The organism is Pseudomonas sp. S44 (genome assembly GCF_016624805.1).
GTDB lineage: Bacteria > Pseudomonadota > Gammaproteobacteria > Pseudomonadales > Pseudomonadaceae > Aquipseudomonas > Aquipseudomonas machongensis.
In genome coordinates this window covers 12,446-28,308 of record NZ_JACVTY010000047.1, presented here as the reverse complement: position 1 = coordinate 28,308, position 15,863 = coordinate 12,446, and the positions used below count along the sequence as shown (strand labels likewise).

The 15,863-nt window shown below is 63.5% G+C and carries 17 protein-coding genes; 7 read left to right on the top strand and 10 right to left on the bottom strand.

The window, feature by feature from the left end:
* Positions 1–90: 90 nt before the first annotated feature.
* Positions 91–954, bottom strand: coding sequence for a universal stress protein (locus IAE40_RS24225; protein ID WP_054895320.1), 864 nt, complete (start codon positions 952–954; stop codon positions 91–93).
* Between the two features lie 152 nt (positions 955–1,106).
* Here IAE40_RS24225 and IAE40_RS24220 point away from each other — a divergent pair, with 152 nt between their 5' ends.
* Complete coding sequence (locus IAE40_RS24220; protein WP_197893339.1) at positions 1,107–1,724, top strand: tRNA-(ms[2]io[6]A)-hydroxylase; 618 nt, start codon at positions 1,107–1,109, stop codon at positions 1,722–1,724.
* A gap of 30 nt (positions 1,725–1,754) precedes the next feature.
* On the opposite strand, the gene IAE40_RS24215 is transcribed toward IAE40_RS24220, so the two are convergent.
* A complete protein-coding gene (locus tag IAE40_RS24215; protein ID WP_054895322.1) occupies positions 1,755–2,075 on the bottom strand; it encodes a DUF883 family protein in 321 nt (106 codons plus the stop codon).
* Positions 2,076–2,202: 127 nt separating this feature from the next.
* On the opposite strand from IAE40_RS24215, the gene IAE40_RS24210 reads away from it, so the two are divergent.
* Positions 2,203–2,466, top strand: coding sequence for a hypothetical protein (locus tag IAE40_RS24210; protein ID WP_054895323.1), 264 nt, complete (start codon positions 2,203–2,205; stop codon positions 2,464–2,466).
* Between the two features lie 3 nt (positions 2,467–2,469).
* Here the strand turns inward: IAE40_RS24210 and IAE40_RS24205 are convergent, their stop codons facing one another.
* Complete coding sequence (locus tag IAE40_RS24205) at positions 2,470–2,958, bottom strand: LEA type 2 family protein (RefSeq protein ID WP_054895324.1); 489 nt, start codon at positions 2,956–2,958, stop codon at positions 2,470–2,472.
* 201 nt (positions 2,959–3,159) lie between these two features.
* On the opposite strand from IAE40_RS24205, the gene IAE40_RS24200 reads away from it, so the two are divergent.
* The 4 genes from IAE40_RS24200 to IAE40_RS24185 are packed head-to-tail and all read left to right on the top strand — an operon-like array spanning position 3,160 to position 6,401.
* The gene (locus IAE40_RS24200) at positions 3,160–3,480 is read left to right on the top strand and encodes a hypothetical protein (protein ID WP_197893337.1); all 321 of its coding nucleotides are present in this window, start codon (positions 3,160–3,162) and stop codon (positions 3,478–3,480) included.
* A 25-nt stretch (positions 3,481–3,505) separates the two neighbouring features.
* Positions 3,506–4,654, top strand: coding sequence for a PQQ-dependent sugar dehydrogenase (locus tag IAE40_RS24195; protein ID WP_200603997.1), 1,149 nt, complete (start codon positions 3,506–3,508; stop codon positions 4,652–4,654).
* A 53-nt stretch (positions 4,655–4,707) separates the two neighbouring features.
* Positions 4,708–5,808: a cell division protein ZapE gene (gene zapE / locus IAE40_RS24190; protein WP_234465238.1), complete on the top strand. Its 1,101-nt coding sequence runs from the start codon at positions 4,708–4,710 to the stop codon at positions 5,806–5,808.
* An 11-nt stretch (positions 5,809–5,819) separates the two neighbouring features.
* Entirely contained in the window at positions 5,820–6,401 is a 582-nt protein-coding gene (locus IAE40_RS24185; RefSeq protein ID WP_063545535.1) for a DinB family protein, read from the top strand.
* Positions 6,402–6,479: 78 nt separating this feature from the next.
* Here IAE40_RS24185 and IAE40_RS24180 read toward each other — a convergent pair whose 3' ends face one another.
* From IAE40_RS24180 to trhP, 6 genes are all read right to left on the bottom strand, one after another.
* Complete coding sequence (locus IAE40_RS24180) at positions 6,480–7,478, bottom strand: alpha/beta fold hydrolase (RefSeq protein WP_200603996.1); 999 nt, start codon at positions 7,476–7,478, stop codon at positions 6,480–6,482.
* A 75-nt stretch (positions 7,479–7,553) separates the two neighbouring features.
* Positions 7,554–7,991, bottom strand: a complete 438-nt coding sequence (locus IAE40_RS24175; protein ID WP_200603995.1) for a YqaA family protein — start codon at positions 7,989–7,991, stop codon at positions 7,554–7,556.
* On the bottom strand, positions 7,991–8,419 hold the full coding sequence (locus tag IAE40_RS24170) for a DUF411 domain-containing protein (protein ID WP_054895330.1): 429 nt from the start codon (positions 8,417–8,419) through the stop codon (positions 7,991–7,993). The genes IAE40_RS24175 and IAE40_RS24170 overlap by 1 nt, the downstream gene beginning before the upstream one ends.
* Before the next feature lie 12 nt (positions 8,420–8,431).
* A complete protein-coding gene (locus IAE40_RS24165; protein ID WP_200603994.1) occupies positions 8,432–9,238 on the bottom strand; it encodes a copper resistance protein B in 807 nt (268 codons plus the stop codon).
* Complete coding sequence (locus tag IAE40_RS24160; protein WP_200603993.1) at positions 9,231–10,958, bottom strand: copper resistance system multicopper oxidase; 1,728 nt, start codon at positions 10,956–10,958, stop codon at positions 9,231–9,233. Before IAE40_RS24160 ends, IAE40_RS24165 begins: the two co-directional genes overlap by 8 nt.
* 148 nt (positions 10,959–11,106) lie before the next feature.
* Positions 11,107–12,441, bottom strand: a complete 1,335-nt coding sequence (gene trhP / locus IAE40_RS24155) for a prephenate-dependent tRNA uridine(34) hydroxylase TrhP (RefSeq protein WP_200603992.1) — start codon at positions 12,439–12,441, stop codon at positions 11,107–11,109.
* Between the two features lie 132 nt (positions 12,442–12,573).
* Between trhP and IAE40_RS24150 the strand changes: the two genes are divergently transcribed.
* Complete coding sequence (locus tag IAE40_RS24150) at positions 12,574–13,638, top strand: AI-2E family transporter (RefSeq protein ID WP_054895332.1); 1,065 nt, start codon at positions 12,574–12,576, stop codon at positions 13,636–13,638.
* A gap of 74 nt (positions 13,639–13,712) precedes the next feature.
* On the opposite strand, the gene IAE40_RS24145 is transcribed toward IAE40_RS24150, so the two are convergent.
* A complete protein-coding gene (locus IAE40_RS24145; RefSeq protein ID WP_200603991.1) occupies positions 13,713–15,761 on the bottom strand; it encodes a TonB-dependent receptor family protein in 2,049 nt (682 codons plus the stop codon).
* Positions 15,762–15,863 lie beyond the last annotated feature (102 nt).

Sequence of the window (15,863 nt, the reverse complement as noted above, 5' to 3'; positions counted from 1 at the left end):
TTTCGCAAAACCCCTATCTGCGCGAGCAGGTAGGGGTTTTGTCTTTCTGGCCGTGCAAAACAGCGACCGAAAAACCGATCTGTATCGCAATCAACCGCGCGCCAACTCGGCCAGGTGCGTCGTGGCCTCCTCGCTCTTGAGCACCAGTACATCCCCCTCGAGTGAATCAAGCACCACCTCGGCGGTGTTGCCGATCAAGGCGCCAGATATCCCCGTGCGCGCAACGGTACCGACGATGGTGACCACCGCATCTATCTGTTTCTCGGTATAGGGAATCAGTACATCGGCAGGCCCCTCGGCGACATGCAGGCGATCTTCGCTGATATCGAACTCCGCCTGGAATGCCGAGCACGCTTCGCGGTAGCGTTTTTCGATGGTTTCGCTGAGCTGATACACCGGGTCGGACGCCGACAGCATCGGCGAGGGATGAGCACTGATCACATGCAGCTCGCCTTTGGCCAGGCTGGCGATCGCATAGCCATGGTCGATGATGCTGGCATGTAGCCGCCGATGATCCCCGTCCTGATTCCCCACATCCACCGCCGCGAGGATCTTGCCGCCGGTCCAGGGCCGTTCGCTTTTGACCATCAGCACGGCGCAGGGGCATTGGCGCAACAGTTTCCAGTCGCTGGGTGTAAGCAGTGCCTTGCGCAGCGGATTGTCCGGACGATGCTCCTTGATCACCAGTTCGCACCCTTCGGCTTGCTGCACACTGATAATCGACTCATGCAGCGTGTCATGCCAGGCCTGCTCATGGGTGACATTGTCGTAGCCATCATCATGCAGTTGGCTACTGAGCAGGCTGAGCAGGGCGCTATGGTCCTGCTTCTTGTCGCACATCAGCAGATGCAGGCGTGCGCCGGTCACCCCGGCGATCAGCTTGGCCCGGGTCAACGCCCGGCTGTGGGCGTGCTCGGGGTCGAGTACGACGAGGATGCTGCGAACGGCTTGCATGGGCATGACTCCGTTGGGATATGAAGGCCAATGCCTGACTATAGTCGGCGGTATGTATCGCGCCGTTTGACGTGTATCAAGCATAGTCGCTGGCGATCGGCATCGCCCTCGGTATAATCCGCGCTCCTGCGATGCTACCCAGCTGTGAGCTTATGTCCCTGACCCCTGAAATCGACGCCTTCCTTGGCTGCCCTACGCCTGACGCCTGGATCGAAGCGGCGCTCGCCGACCAGGAAACCCTGCTGATCGACCACAAGAACTGCGAGTTCAAGGCCGCCAGCACCGCGCTCAGCCTGATCGCCAAGTACAACACCCATCTGGACTTGATCAACATGATGTCGCGCCTGGCCCGAGAGGAGCTGGTGCACCATGAACAGGTTCTGCGCCTGATGAAGCGTCGTGGCGTCCCCCTGCGGCCTGTTTCGGCAGGACGATATGCCTCGGGCTTGCGCCGCGTCGTGCGTGCTCACGAGCCGGTCAAGCTGGTCGATACCCTGGTCGTCGGCGCTTTTATCGAGGCGCGCAGCTGTGAGCGTTTCGCAGCGCTGGTGCCACACCTGGATGAGGAGCTTGGCACCTTCTACCACGGCCTGCTCAAGAGTGAGGCACGTCATTACCAGGGCTACCTGAAACTGGCGCACCACTATGGTGAACAAGCTGATATCGCGCGGGTGCTGGAGAAGGTGAGGGAAGTGGAAGCCGAGCTGATCAGCTCGCCAGATATGGAGATGCGCTTTCACAGCGGCATCCCGATGGCCCAGCCCGCCTGAGGGCGAGCGGGCCCGCGGGGGCGCGTCAGCTTACTGACGACGGCCGAGCAGCAAGCCGACCACCAGCCCGAAACCTGCGGAAATCGCGACGGTCTGCCACGGATGACCACCAATGTACTCCTGCGTGGCATCTACCACCGGCTGTGCCTTCTGCCCCAGACGACTGGTAGCCTGGCGTGCCTGACGCAGCTTCAGGCCAAGCTGGGCGCGCAAGGTGTCGGCTTCTTCGCCCACCAGTGAGGCGCTGTCGTCGAGAAGCTTTTCGGACTCCTCGATCAAGGCCTGCAGCTCACTGAATACCTGGTCCTTGATCTGATCGCTGTCGACTGTTGCGGTGGATTTCCTGGCCATGAACACGTCCTCGTAGATGGATTGACTTGTACAGTGGATAACGGCGTGCGTCGAAAGTTGCACCGGCATACCAGCGCCTCGCCGCTAGGTGTAAGATAGCGCTCATTTTCAAGCGGCAGGAAAGACCATGAGTTTCAATCTGGCCAACAGAGATTTCGCCGAACGCGCGCAGATCGAGGCGGAAAAAGCCCGACTGTTTCAGCTTTGGCAAAGCAACCTCGGCAAGGCCAAGGGTGAAGCAGCCCGAATGATCGCCGAGAAACCCCGACGCAAGGGCAAGTGGGCCGAATGGGTCCGTGCCGAGCTGGAGGGTATGTCGCCTCCGGAGTTCGCCGACATGGTTCGCAGCGAAGTCAACAAGATGATGGCGGCAGCCAGCGCCAACCGCTGATCCTCACCAGCCTGCACCCCCAGGCTGCGGCAGATCGAGCTTGCCTTTATCGGTGAAGCGCACCGTACCCAGCGGTCCGCCGGCCAGCTTCCCACGCAGCACATAGGGCAATCCCTGTAGCGATTGGGTTTGGCTCAGGCCATACGCCTGGCGCAAGAACGAAAACGCGGTGATGCTCACCGGGACCACGATCACCGCCTCGTCATAACGGCCGATATGCCCGCGCTGGTCGCTGACACCTGCCGCCAACGGTTGATCGTTCACTTCCAGATTCAGTGCAATACCGTTGAAGTCCACCGGCGTCTCGTTGGGGTTCTGCACGCGTATCTTCACTGCCATGCGCAACTCCAGGTCCTGCCCGGGCAGGGGTTCGATACCGATGACATTGATGTTCAGCGGATCGCGGTTTTGCAGCAGTGCGCAGGCATTGAGAGCGAGGGCCAGCAGCAGGGCCAGGCACAGTCGGGCTGAGTTACGCAAGCAGGCGGTCATGTCAGGGGGCCTTGGCTGTAGAGGGCCCTTGAGTGTGGCAAATACATTCCATCGGTGAAACCCTCGCTGTCGCTCCGAGCGCTTCCGGCCTGAAGGAAACATCACGAATCAACTCCATTGGTTTTCATGCTTTTGTCGCGAACCTGAAGCGCCTTAGGCTATCCAACGCTTGGGCGCGACTTTTTGTACCGGAGATGAAGGATGAAACCTACACTGCCTTTCCTCGCCATCAGCCTGCTGCTGTGCCTTCCCGCGCACGCGGCCCCCGTGCAGATGCCCTTGCTTGCCGCCAGCGACCGCAATAATCCCTACAACAGTCCGATTCAGCGCGCCAACCCCAATAGCCGCCAAGGCGGTGTGCCTGCGACGCCGCCGGTACGCGGTCCCTCGACCCAACCGATTGTGCGGCCACCTGCGCTGGACAACCGCGGCATCGGCAACGGTGACAACCTGCGCCGTCAGCAACAGACCCCGAACCTGGAACCCACTCGGCCACCGCGCGATTCACAACGTGCGCCCTGAGCCTCTTGATTGGAAGGATCCCCGCATGACGTCACGTATCTGGATGACCACCCTGGCTGCAGCCGCGCTGTTTCCGCTATTGGCGCAGGCTGCCGGCGACAGGCAGTTTCCGAGCGAAAAAGGGCAGTTGACCGTCAGTACCGTTGCTGATGGTCTGGTCAACCCGTGGGCTTTGGCATTCCTGCCGGGGGGCAAGGATATGCTCGTCACCGAGCGCTCAGGCAACCTGCGCATCGTCGGGGCCGAAGGCAAGGTCGGGCCGCCGCTGTCAGGGGTGCCCAAGGTCTGGGCGCAAGGGCAGGGCGGTCTGCTGGATGTGGTGCTTTCGCCGGAGTTCACCCAGGATCGCACGGTCTACCTGTCGTATGCCGAGGAGGGCGCGGACGGCAAGGCAGGCACGGCGGTCGGACGTGGCCAGCTGTCGCAGGACCGCGCGCGCCTGGAAAACTTCACCGTGATCTTCCGCCAGCAACCCAAGCTGTCTGACGGTAACCACTTTGGTTCGCGACTGGTGTTCGACCGCGAGGGGTATCTGTTCATTGCCTTGGGCGAGAACAACCAGCGCCCCACCGCCCAGGATCTGGACAAGTTGCAGGGCAAGCTGGTCCGCATCCTGCCTGATGGCGAGGTGCCCAAGGACAACCCCTTCGTCGGCCAGAAAAATGTGCGTCCGGAAATCTGGTCGTACGGCCACCGCAACCAGCAGGGCGCGGCGCTCAACCCTTGGACAGGCAAGCTCTGGACCCACGAGCATGGCCCACGCGGCGGCGATGAGATCAACATTCCCCAGGCAGGAAAGAACTACGGTTGGCCGATCGCGACCCATGGCATCAACTACTCGCTGCTGCCGATCCCCGAGGCCAAGGGCAAGCATGTCCAGGGTATGGAAGATCCGCACCATGTGTGGGAGAAGTCCCCAGGTATCAGTGGCATGGCCTTCTACGACAGCCCGACCTTCAAGGCGTGGGATCACAACCTGTTCATCGGTGCGTTGGCCACCCAGGAGCTGATTCGTCTGCAGCTCGACGGTGACAAGATCGTCCACGAAGAGCGCCTGTTGGGGGAACTCAAGGCGCGTATTCGTGATGTGCGGGTGGGGCCGGACGGTTACCTTTACGTGCTGACCGACGCCAAGGATGGGGCGCTGCTGAAGGTGGGCCTGAGCGGGAGTTGATGGCGGATCCGGGAAACCCCATTACCATGGCGATTTGCCCACGATCCATCGCCATGACGCCCTACGCCCTTTATCAGCAAGCCATCCTGCAGCAAGGCTTTGCCGCCGATCCTGCACAGGCTGAGGCTGTTGCCGCCCTGCAGCATTGCTTCGAGGTGCTGGAGCAGGGGCGTAGCGGCCAGGGCGTCTACCTGTGGGGCCCGGTCGGACGTGGCAAGACCTGGTTGATGGATCAATTCCAGCAGTGCCTTGCGGTTCCTTCCCGGCGACAGCATTTTCATCACTTCATGGCCTGGGTGCACCAGCGCCTGTTTTTGCTGAGTGGCACTGCCGACCCACTGCATGCGTTGGCCCAAGAGCTGGCCAGAGATATCCGCGTACTGTGCTTCGATGAGCTGTTTGTCAGCGATATTGGCGACGCGATCATCCTGGGGCGCCTGTTTCAGGTGCTGTTCGATCAGGGCGTGGTGATCGTCGCTACGTCCAACCAGCCGCCCGACCAGCTGTATCTCGACGGATTCAATCGGGAGCGCTTCTTGCCGGCCATCGCCGCGATCCAGCGGCACATGCAGATCGTTTCCGTGGCTGGTGAACGAGACCACCGCCTGCACCCCGGCGAACATCGCCAGCGCTACTGGATTGCCGAGGCGGGCAAGCCCGGCGCAATGGTCGAGGTATTCCGGCAACTGAGCGCGGATGACCCCGGCACCGACCAACCGTTGCAGGTCGGGTCGCGGCAGATCCAGGTGATTCGCCGCAGCGAGCAGGTGATCTGGTGCTGCTTCGCCGACCTGTGCGAGCAACCGCTGGCGGCGACTGAGTTCATGGCCCTGTGTGACCGCTATACGGCCATCCTGCTGGAGGGGCTGCCAGCACTGGGCGGGGTGCAACGTGCCGGGCGCATCGCCCGCGGAACCGAGGACGGCGCCCGGCGTGTAGTGGCCGGTGATCGCCAGTTACCGGCGCTGTCGCCCCGCGATGACAGTGTGCGGCGCTTCATCGCGTTGGTCGACGAATGCTACGACCGTCGGGTCGCCTTGCACCTGGAAGCTGAGGTTGCGCTCGAAGCGCTCTACACTCAAGGGTATCTGGCGTTCCCGTTCAGGCGGACCCTGAGCCGGCTGCGGGAGATGCAACTGCAACGCTTCGCCTGAAGGAGCCGACCATGGAGCTGCTGTCGCACCATCTGCTGACCCAGGCCTACAACAATGGCTGGGCCAACCATCGCCTGTACAAGGCATGCCTGCAACTGAACCACGACGAGTTCGTCGCCCCCCGTTGCAGCTTCTTTCCCTCGATCAAGGCCACGCTCAATCACCTGCTGACGGTGGACTGGTTCTACCTCAATGCCCTGGAGTGCGAGCAGCGCGGCGAAGCCCCCGAGGCGGATGGCGAGCGCTTCTTCGAGCCTGAACAGCCGTTTGCTACCTGCACCGACCTGCACGCCCAGCAGGCCCAGGCCGACCAGCGCCTGATCGCGTATTGCCGACTGTTGCGTGACGACCAGTTGCGGCGCTATGTGAGTATCGTGCGGCCTGACCGGGTCCAGCGCGAGCAGCGCCTGCGCCTGCTCGCGCACCTGTTCGAACACCAGATCCATCACCGCGGGCAGGTGCATGCGATGCTCAGCGACACCTCGGTGCGCCCGCCGCAGCTGGACGAATTCTTCTGCGAGGAGGAAGCGCCCCTGCGTGCGGATGATTTTGCCGAACTGGGGTGGAGCGAAGAGCAGGTCTGGCGGGCGTGACAGCTCTACCCGAGCCGTCTGTTCAGGAGCGGCCTTGTGGCTGTAGCAGGCCGCTCCCAGCTTGCCGCAAGGCGAGAGCTACTGCTGCAACCAGTTGATCAAGGCTTTGTGGAACGCTTCAGGTTCCTCGATCTGTGGGGCATGTCCCATGCCCGCGAAGGTGACCAGTTGCCCCTGGGGAATCAGCTTGGCCACCTGCGGTCCCAGCTCTGCGTATTTGCCCAGGCGGGCCTTGACTTTTGGCGGGGCGATGTCGCTGCCGATGGCGGTAGTATCCTTGTCGCCGATCAGCAACAGCGTCGGCATCTTCAAGTCCTTGAACTCGTAGACCACAGGCTGGGTGAAGATCATGTCGTAGATCAGCGCCGAGTTCCATGCCACTGCCTCGTGCCCTGGCCCTTTGTTCAAGCCCACCAGCATCTGTACCCATCGCTCGTATTCCGGTTTCCAGCGCCCGGCGTAGTAGGTGTTGCGCTCGTAGTTGCGCACGCCTTCGGCATCGAGCTTGAGTTCACGCTGATACCATTGATCGACACTGCGATAGGGCACGCCCAGGGCTTTCCAGTCTTCCAGGCCGATCGGATTGACCATGGCCAGTCGCTCCACCTGCTGTGGGTACATCAGCGCATAGCGGGTGGCGAGCATGCCACCGGTGGAGTGGCCCAGCACAGTGACCTTGTCGATGCCAAGCTGTTGAAGCAGTGCATGGGTGTTGTCGGCCAGTTGCTGGAAGCTGTACTGATAGTGCTCCGGCTTGCTCGAGGTGCAGAAGCCGATCTGGTCCGGGGCGATGACCCGGTAGCCGGCCTTGCTCAGGGCATCGATGGTGGTTTCCCAGGTGGCGGCGCAGAAGTTCTTGCCATGCATCAGCACCACGCTGCGACCATTGGCCTTGCCCTGCGCAGGGACATCCATGTAGCCCATCTGCAGGGCTTGGCCCTGGGAGGTGAGAGCGAAGTGCTTGAGCGGGTGAGGGTAGGTGAAACCTTCTAGCTGTTTGCCGTAGGTGGGCGACTCGGCGGCGATGGCCGAGCTGCCGACGAGGCAGGCCAGGGCCAGGGCGGTTGCGCGCAGCATCGGGGTACTCCGTGTAGGTTCAAGTAGAAAGAGGCGACTGTAGCAGTCAGTTGACCCTCGGAACCGTGAAAGGTGTTACCCGTTGTGAAACCAGCCCAGGGTGATCATCGCGACCACCAGGTAACGCCCGGCCTTGGCCAGGGTGACCAGTAGCAGGAAGCGCCAGAATGGTTCGCGCATGATGCCGGCGATCAGGGTCAGTGGATCGCCGATCACGGGCATCCAGCTCAGCAACAGCGACCACTGCCCCCAGCGTTGGTAGCGTCGTTGTGCACTTTGCAGCTGGCTGGCGCTGAACGGAAACCAGCGTTGTTCGCGAAAGCGCTCGATCGCTCGGCCCAGCAGCCAGTTGACCAGCGAGCCGAGCACGTTGCCCAGGGTCGCTACCAGCAATAGCGTGAGCCAGGCGTCGGGGTTGCGCAGGAGCAAGCCGACCAGCACCGCCTCGGACTGCAGCGGCAGCAAGGTGGCCGCGCCAAAGGCGCTGAAAAACAGCGCCCAGAGACTGAGCATCAGTATTCGGCGACCACAGTGTCCTGGCCGTCCTGAGTCAGGCCGATGACCTGATAGGCATCCTTGTGGTCACCCATTTCCATGCCAGGTGAGCCCATGGGCATACCCGGCACGGCCAGCCCCTTGAGATCGCTGCGTTTGGCCAACAGGCGCACCTGTTCGGCGGGCACATGCCCCTCGACGAACTTGCCGTCGATCACGCCGGTGTGGCAAGACGCCAGGCGTGGTGCGACGCCCAGGCGCTGCTTGACCGCGCTCATGTTCGGCTCGACATGGTCGTTGACCGTGAAACCGTTGTCGCGCAGATGGCTGATCCACTGTTTGCAGCAGCCGCAGTTGGGGTCGCGGTAGACATCGATGACGTCGGCGGCCTGGGCCAGGCCACTGATGGCCAGCAGTCCAAAGGCCATCAGGTGTTTGTGTAGCATGGTCTAACTCCTTCAAAAACGCAGGCGCACACCTGCGACCAGACGGGTCTGCGCGGGGTCGTCGCCGTCTTCACGGGCCTGGTCGGCGCGTGTACCGTGCACGCGGTTGAAACTGACGCCGACATAGGGCGCGAAGCTGCGGGTGATTTCATAGCGCAGGCGCAGGCCAACTTCGCTTTCGGCCAGCCCCGAACCTTGTTCGCGCCCGGCGTCGTTACGGCCGAAGAAGTTGGCTTCGATGTTCGGTTCGAGGATCCAGCGATTGGTCAGCAGCATAGCGTAACTGGCCTCCAGGCGCAGCGCGGTCTGCTGTCGCTCGCCGGCATAGGCGGTGGCTTCGAACTCCAGCCCATACAGCGGCGTACCTTGGATGCCGAACGCTGCCCAGGCCTGGCCGCTGGCAGGTTTGAAGTCCTGGCGTATACCACCGACCAGCTCCCACCAGGGGCTGATGGCATGGCCCCATAGCGCCTGCAGTTCGGCCTTGTGAGTGATGCCCTGTTCACGTTCGCCTTCGCTGCGCAGCCACAGGCGATCGATGTCGCCGCCGATCCAGGCGGTGGCATTCCAGTTCAGCACGCCGCTGTTGTCGAAGTGCTGGTATTCGAGTTGATCGACGATCACCGCGCCGTTCAGTGCATCGTCATGTACCTGGTGGCCCGGCAAAAGGGGGAAGGCGGCGCGGCGGTCGGCATCGGTGATGACCGGCAACGCCGTGCTGGGCTGGGTCGGGTTCTGCTGTGCGCGTGCCTCTTCGCTGGCCAGTAGCACCAGCAGTGTGATGCTGGTCAGGATCCAGCGGCTGTTGAACTCATTCATCGACCCGTACCTCGCGGAACATGCCGGTCTCCATGTGGTAGAGCAGGTGGCAGTGGTAGGCCCAGCGGCCCAGGGCGTCGGCACTGACCCGGTAGCTGCGGCGAGTGCCGGGCGGGATATCGAGGGTGTGCTTGCGCACCATGAAGTTGCCCTGTTCATCCTCCAGGTCGCTCCACATGCCATGCAGGTGAATGGGGTGGGCCATCATGGTGTCGTTGACCAGGGTGATGCGCACCCGCTCGCCATAGGTAAGGCGCAGTGGCTGGGCGTCGCTGAACTTCACGCCGTCGAATGACCAGGCAAAGCGCTCCATGTGGCCGGTGAGGTGCAGTTCGATATCGCGTGAAGGCGGGCGGCCGTCGGGGTCTTCGAAACGGCTGCGCAGGTCGGCGTAGGTCAGCACCCGGCGGCCGTTGCCGCGCAGGCCGATACCGGGGTCGCCCAGGTTTGGGCGGGGCGCCATGGTCTGCATGTCGACCAGCGGGTTGTCAGTCTCGCTGGGCGGGTGTAGCTGCATGGCGGCCATTGCCGCGTGATCCATGCCGGCCATGCTGGCGTGGTCCATGCCAGGCATGTCTGCCATTGCGGTGCCGCCCATGCCGCCATGCCCCATGTCGTTCAAGGTCAGGCGGGGGCGTGGGTCCGTTGCGGGGACGGGCGCCTGCTGGCCGTGAGCATGTGCCAGGGTGCCACGGGCAAAGCCGGTGCGGTCCATGCTCTGGGCGAACAGCGTGTAGGCTGGCGCATCGCCCGGCTCGACCAGTACGTCGAAGGTTTCGGCCACGGCGATGCGCAGTTCGTCGACCGTCACCGGCACCACGGGTAGGCCGTCTGCGGCGATCACCGTGAGTTTCAGGCCGGGGATGCGGAAGTCGAAGTAGGTCATGGCCGAGGCGTTGATCAGGCGCAGGCGTACCGTCTCGCCGCGGCGGAACAGGCAGGTGAAGTTGCCGTCCGGCGGCTGGCCGTTGAGCAGGTAGCTGTAGGTGGCCGCGCTGATGTCGGCAAGGTCGGTGGGGCTCATGCGCATGCTGGCCCACATCAGGCGCTCGTCGACGGTCTTGCGCCAGCCGTCGCGAGCGACATCCTCGATGAAGTCACCCACGGTGAGCTTGTGGTAGTTGAAGGCGTCGGACTGCTTCTTGAGCGTCGCCAGCAGTGCTTCGGGGGCCTGATCGCTCCAGTCGCTGAACAGCAGCACATGGTCGCGCTGGTAGGCGTGTGGCTCGGCCTCGCGCGGTTCGATGACGATTGCCCCATAGACCCCCGCCTGCTCTTGCAGCCCGGAATGGCTGTGGTACCAGTAGGTGCCACTCTGGCGCAGGGTGAAGTGGTAAAGGTAGTCGCCGCCAGGTTCGATGCCGGCGAAGCTCAGGCCCGGAACACCGTCCATGTTGGCGGGCAGGATGATGCCGTGCCAGTGGATCGAGGTGGGTTCGGCCAGGCGGTTGCGTACGCGCAAGGTTACGCTGTCACCTTCGCGCCAGCGCAGCAGCGGGCCGGGCAAACTGCCGTTGACGGTGAGGGCAGTGCGGGGGCGGCCGGTGATGTTGACGGCGGTCTGGCCCACGTACAGTTCGAAGTCCTGACCCTGCAGCGGTTGGCCTGGGCGATGGCCTTCGGCGGCGCTGGCCAGTGGGCGCCAGAGGCCCAGGCCGGCCACTGCGGTGGCGGCGCCGAGGCCTTTGACGAAGGTGCGACGGGAGGGGCTGTGGGGCATAAACGGCCTCAGGCAGGGCTTGGGTAGAGGCCTTGTCGCGATCGGGCGCGCCTTTCGTAGCCCTGGGCTTGCCTGCGAACGGCCTTGGAATAGCCCGATGATCCACCACCGTTCCTGTCAGTCAGCTGAGGCTGTCATTACAGCGTTGTCAGCCCAGGGCCTCCTGCACAGGCAGGTCGCGCATCAGCAGCCCGAATTCGAGCGATACCTGCTCCGGAATCGGCAGGTACACCAGGTGCCCGTCGCCTGGAGCCACCTCGATGGCCTGGCCTTGGCGATCACCCAACCGGTCGAGCTCGAAGTGGTAGTTGCCGCGAGGGGTCATCAGTTCGAGGGTGTCGCCCAGTGCGAAGCGGTTCTTCACCTTCACCTCGGCCAGCCCGTCGATACGCAGCCCCGTCAGTTCGCCAACGAACTGTTGGCGCTCCGAGATCGAGTTGCCGCGCTGGTAGTTCTGGTACTCGTCGTGCACATGGCGGCGCAGGAAGCCTTCGGTGTAGCCGCGCTGGGCCAGGGACTCGAGGTTGTCCATCAGGCTGCGATCGAAGGGCCGACCGGCGACGGCGTCGTCGATCGCCTGGCGGTAGGACTGCACGGCACGGGCGCAATAGAAGTGCGACTTGGTCCGTCCTTCGATCTTCAGCGAGTGCACGCCCATCCGGGTCAGGCGCTCGACGTGCTGTACCGCGCGCAGATCCTTGGCGTTCATGATGTAGGTGCCGTGTTCGTCTTCGAACGCCGGCATCTCTTCGCCAGGGCGGTTGCCCTCCTGCAACAGGAACACCTGTTCGGTGGGCGCGCCAATGCCCAAGGTCGGTTCGCACTCACGCACGATGTCGCCGGTGGCGTTTTCCCCTGCCGGGGTCGCCTGGTACTTCCAGCGACAGGCATTGGTGCAGCTGCCCTGGTTGGCGTCGCGCTTGTTCAGGTAGCCCGACAACAGGCAGCGCCCGGAATAGGCCATGCACAGTGCGCCATGGACGAAGACCTCCAGTTCCATGTCAGGTACTTGCTGGCGGATTTCCTCGATCTCTTCCAGCGACAGCTCGCGCGACAGAATCACCCGGCTCAGGCCCAGCTGTTGCCAGAACTGCACGCTGGCCCAGTTCACTGTGTTGGCCTGCACCGACAGGTGCACGGGCATCTGTGGGAAATGCTGGCGCACCAGCATGATCAGCCCGGGGTCGGACATGATCAACGCATCGGGTGCCATCTCGATCACGGGCGCCAGGTCCTTGAGGAAGGTCTTGAGCTTGGCGTTGTGCGGCGCGATGTTGACCACCACGTAGAAGCGCTTGCCCAGGGCGTGCGCTTCCTGGATGCCCAGGGCCAGGTTGGCGTGGTCGAATTCGTTGTTACGCACCCGCAAGCTGTAGCGCGGCTGGCCGGCGTAGACCGCATCGGCGCCATAGGCGAAGGCGTAGCGCAGGGTCTTCAACGAGCCGGCGGGGGCCAGCAGTTCGGGCTTGGCAAGAGGGTTCATGGGGGCACCGGGGCAAAAGGTGCGGATGCTACGACCGGGCCCGGAACGCGGTATTGACCTGGATCAAGCGCTGCTGATGGCACTTTTGCCTCTACGCTGTGCACTAAGGTCCAGGACAATCGAGGAAAGCCCATGAATCAAACTGCTCTACAGAACAGAGCCCTGGCCGTATTGCTGGCGCTGGTCACCATCGCATTCTTCTGGATACTGCTGCCGTACTACGGCGCGATCTTCTGGGCCGTGATCCTGGGCATCCTGTTCGCACCGCTGCAGCGCAACCTGCTGCTGCGTTTCAACCGTCGGCGCAACCTGGCGGCCGGCGCTACCTTGGCCACCTGCCTGATGATTGCGATCCTGCCGGTGATCATCATCAGTGCCCTGCTGGTCCAGGAGGGGGCAACACTGTACCAGCGCATTGAAAGCGGCCAACTGGATATCGCCGGCTACATCGAGCGCGGCAAGGACATGCTGCCGCACTTCGCCCAGAACGGCCTGGACCGCATGGGCATGGGCAATCTCGATGGCCTGCGCGACAAGATCACCAAGTGGGCGACACAGGGTAGCCAGTTCCTTGCCAGCCAGGCCTTCAGTTTTGGCCAGGGCACCTTCGACTTCCTGGTGAGCTTCGGCATCATGCTCTACCTGCTGTACTTCTTCCTGCGTGAAGGGCCGGAGCTGGCGCGCAAGGTCCGTCAGGCCGTGCCGCTGCCCGAGCAGCAGAAGCGCCGCTTGCAGCTGAAGTTCAACCGTGTGGTGCGGGCCACGGTGAAGGGCAACCTGTTGGTGGCCATCACCCAGGGCGCGCTGGGCGGCTTGATCTTCTGGGTGCTGGATATTCCCAGTGCGCTGGTGTGGGCGGTGCTGATGGCGTTCTTGTCGCTGCTGCCTGCGGTGGGGGCCGGGATCGTCTGGGGGCCGGTTGCGGTGTATTTCCTGCTGACCGGCGCGATGTGGCAGGGCATCGTGCTGACGGCGTTCGGCGTGCTGGTGATCGGGCTGGTGGACAACCTGCTGCGCCCGATCCTGGTGGGCAAGGATACGCGCATGCCCGACTACCTGATCCTGGTGTCGACCCTGGGCGGGCTGGCGGTGTTCGGCCTCAACGGCTTCGTGATCGGGCCGTTGATCGCCGCGTTGTTCATCTCCAGCTGGACGATCTTCACCGAGACCACACCGCAGGTGCAGTTGCCGTCCTGACTCGATCTACCCAAGGGCAGGAGCAGCGTAATGCTGCTCCTGCGGGGTGCATGTTCAATTGCCCCGGCTAATCGCTAGCGGAAGCTGTACGAAACCCCCGCATACATTCCGAACCCTTCTCCCGGGGTCGAGCGCGCAGCATCCAGCCCGACATCGTCGTACCCTGGTGTCACCGTCGCGGCGTAGCGCTTGTTGGTCAGGTTGCGCAGGTCGAGCCAGGTCTGCCAGTCCCGCTTGGGCGAATCCCAGCCCAGACGCGCGCCCAGCAGGGCGTAGGCATCGGCGTGGTAGCTGTTGGCGTAGTCCACCTGCACCTTGGAGGCCAGTTGCGTGTTCACCCCGGCGTAGAAACCGCTCGGCCAGTCGTAACGTAGCTCGGCCTGGTAGTAATGCATGGGGATGCCCGGCAAGCGGTTGTCGCCGAAGCGGTCATCGTCGCGGTAATGGAAGTCGCTGAAGGTATAGGCCTGGCGCAGCGACAGCTTGCCACTGCCCGGCTGCTCCCACAGCGTGCTGTCCAGGCCGGCTTCGATGCCCTGATGCACGGTGGCGCTGGCGTTGAACTCCTTGAACGGCTGGCCCGGCACGATTTCCACTGCCAGCAGCTCGTGACGCACCTGCGAGTAGTACCAGGCCAGGTCCCAGCGCCCCAGCACCGAGTCGCCGCGGGCCCCCAGCTCCAGGGTGGTGGCCGTCTGGTTCTGCATCTCGATCGGTTGCGTTGCAACGGTCGAACTCCAGATCAACGACCAGGGGTGCGGTGGTTCGACGGAGCGACTGAGGTTGCCGTAGACCTGGGTCTGCGGATCGATGTCGTAGCGCAGGCCCAGGCGTGGTGCGTAGTCCCAGTCGTGCTGGCTGACCTTGCCGCCGTTGGCGGGGAAGGTGACAGCACTTTCGCGGCGGGTGTAGATCATGGCAAGGCCCGTGGTCAGCCACAGGTTGGGGACCAGCTCCAGATCGTTGCCCAGGTGCAGCACGTTGTCCGAGCCCTGGTAGCTGAAGTCGCGGCTGCGCGGGCCGAACACATCGCCATTGCGGGCGAACTGCGAGGCGCCGCTGTTGGGCAGATGCTTGGTGGTACGCCAGCCAACGGTGGTCTTGCTCTCGTGGCCGAACAGGGTGTCGCGACGCATATAGTTGAGCGTGCCGCTGACATCGGTGTAGGCCACCTTCAGGCGCATCGGGCCTTCGCGCAGGTCCATCGGGTAGTCGTGATAGACCAGCCCGGCCTCCAGGCGTGAGTCGTCGTCGAGGAAGAAGGTGGTCTTGTTGCCCACCCAGGTGCTGCCGGGCTGGGGACGGCTGTCATCGCGGGCGAGGTAGGCTGGGTTGGCGGCGCGCGGGTGGTGCTTGATCTGCTCCTTGGTCAGGCGCCCGGCCAGATCGTTCTCGGTTTCCCGGTAGCGCAGGTAGAAGCGCGTTTCCAGATTCGGGTTGAAGCGATAGCCGACATTGGCGGCGATGCCCTTGGCACTGCCGCTGCTGTGTCGCTGGTAGCCGTCGTACTCTGCGTCGGTCAGCGCCACGTAGTAGTCGAGGTTGCCCAGCACCTGGCCAGAGCTGATGTGCCGGCGCTGGTAGCCGTGGCTGCCGACCTCATAGCGCAGTTGCAGGGGGGCGGCGTCATGGCCGGTGTGGGTCACGTAATTGATTGCACCGCCCAGAGCCAGGGCGCCCTGGTCGAAGCCGTTGGCGCCGCGCAGTACCTCGGCGCGGCTCAGCCACAAGGGTTCGAACAGCTCGTAGGGCGTTCCGCCGGGGCCGGTCAGCGGCAAGCCGTCGAACATCGTGTAGACCCCCGAGCCATGGGCGCCAGGCGCGCGGTTGATACCCGAGCCCCGGATCGACAGCTTGATCCCGTCGTTGCCCGCCGACTGGGCGAACACGCCTGGCTGGTAGGCCAGCACATCGTGGTTGCTGGCCACGCGTCCCTGGCCGACGGTTTCCATATCCACCAGGTTGCTGGCGCCAGGGATCTCGCGCAATCGTTCGGCGGCGGCCTCCTGCTCGGATTGCTGGCGGTCCTGGATCAGCACCTGTTCGAGCTCGATGCGCTCGGCGGCATGGGTGGCGGTGCTGACCAACAGGGCCAGTAACGAAAGTGGAAGGGTCGGACGCATGGGCAGGGGTTCCAGAGCGGGTGCGCAGTTGTGACGCTACAACTGTCAGACGAAGCACAGTGGTCGATCTGCAGAGCGCAGTCCTGGCGCCTGCGTGTTAGC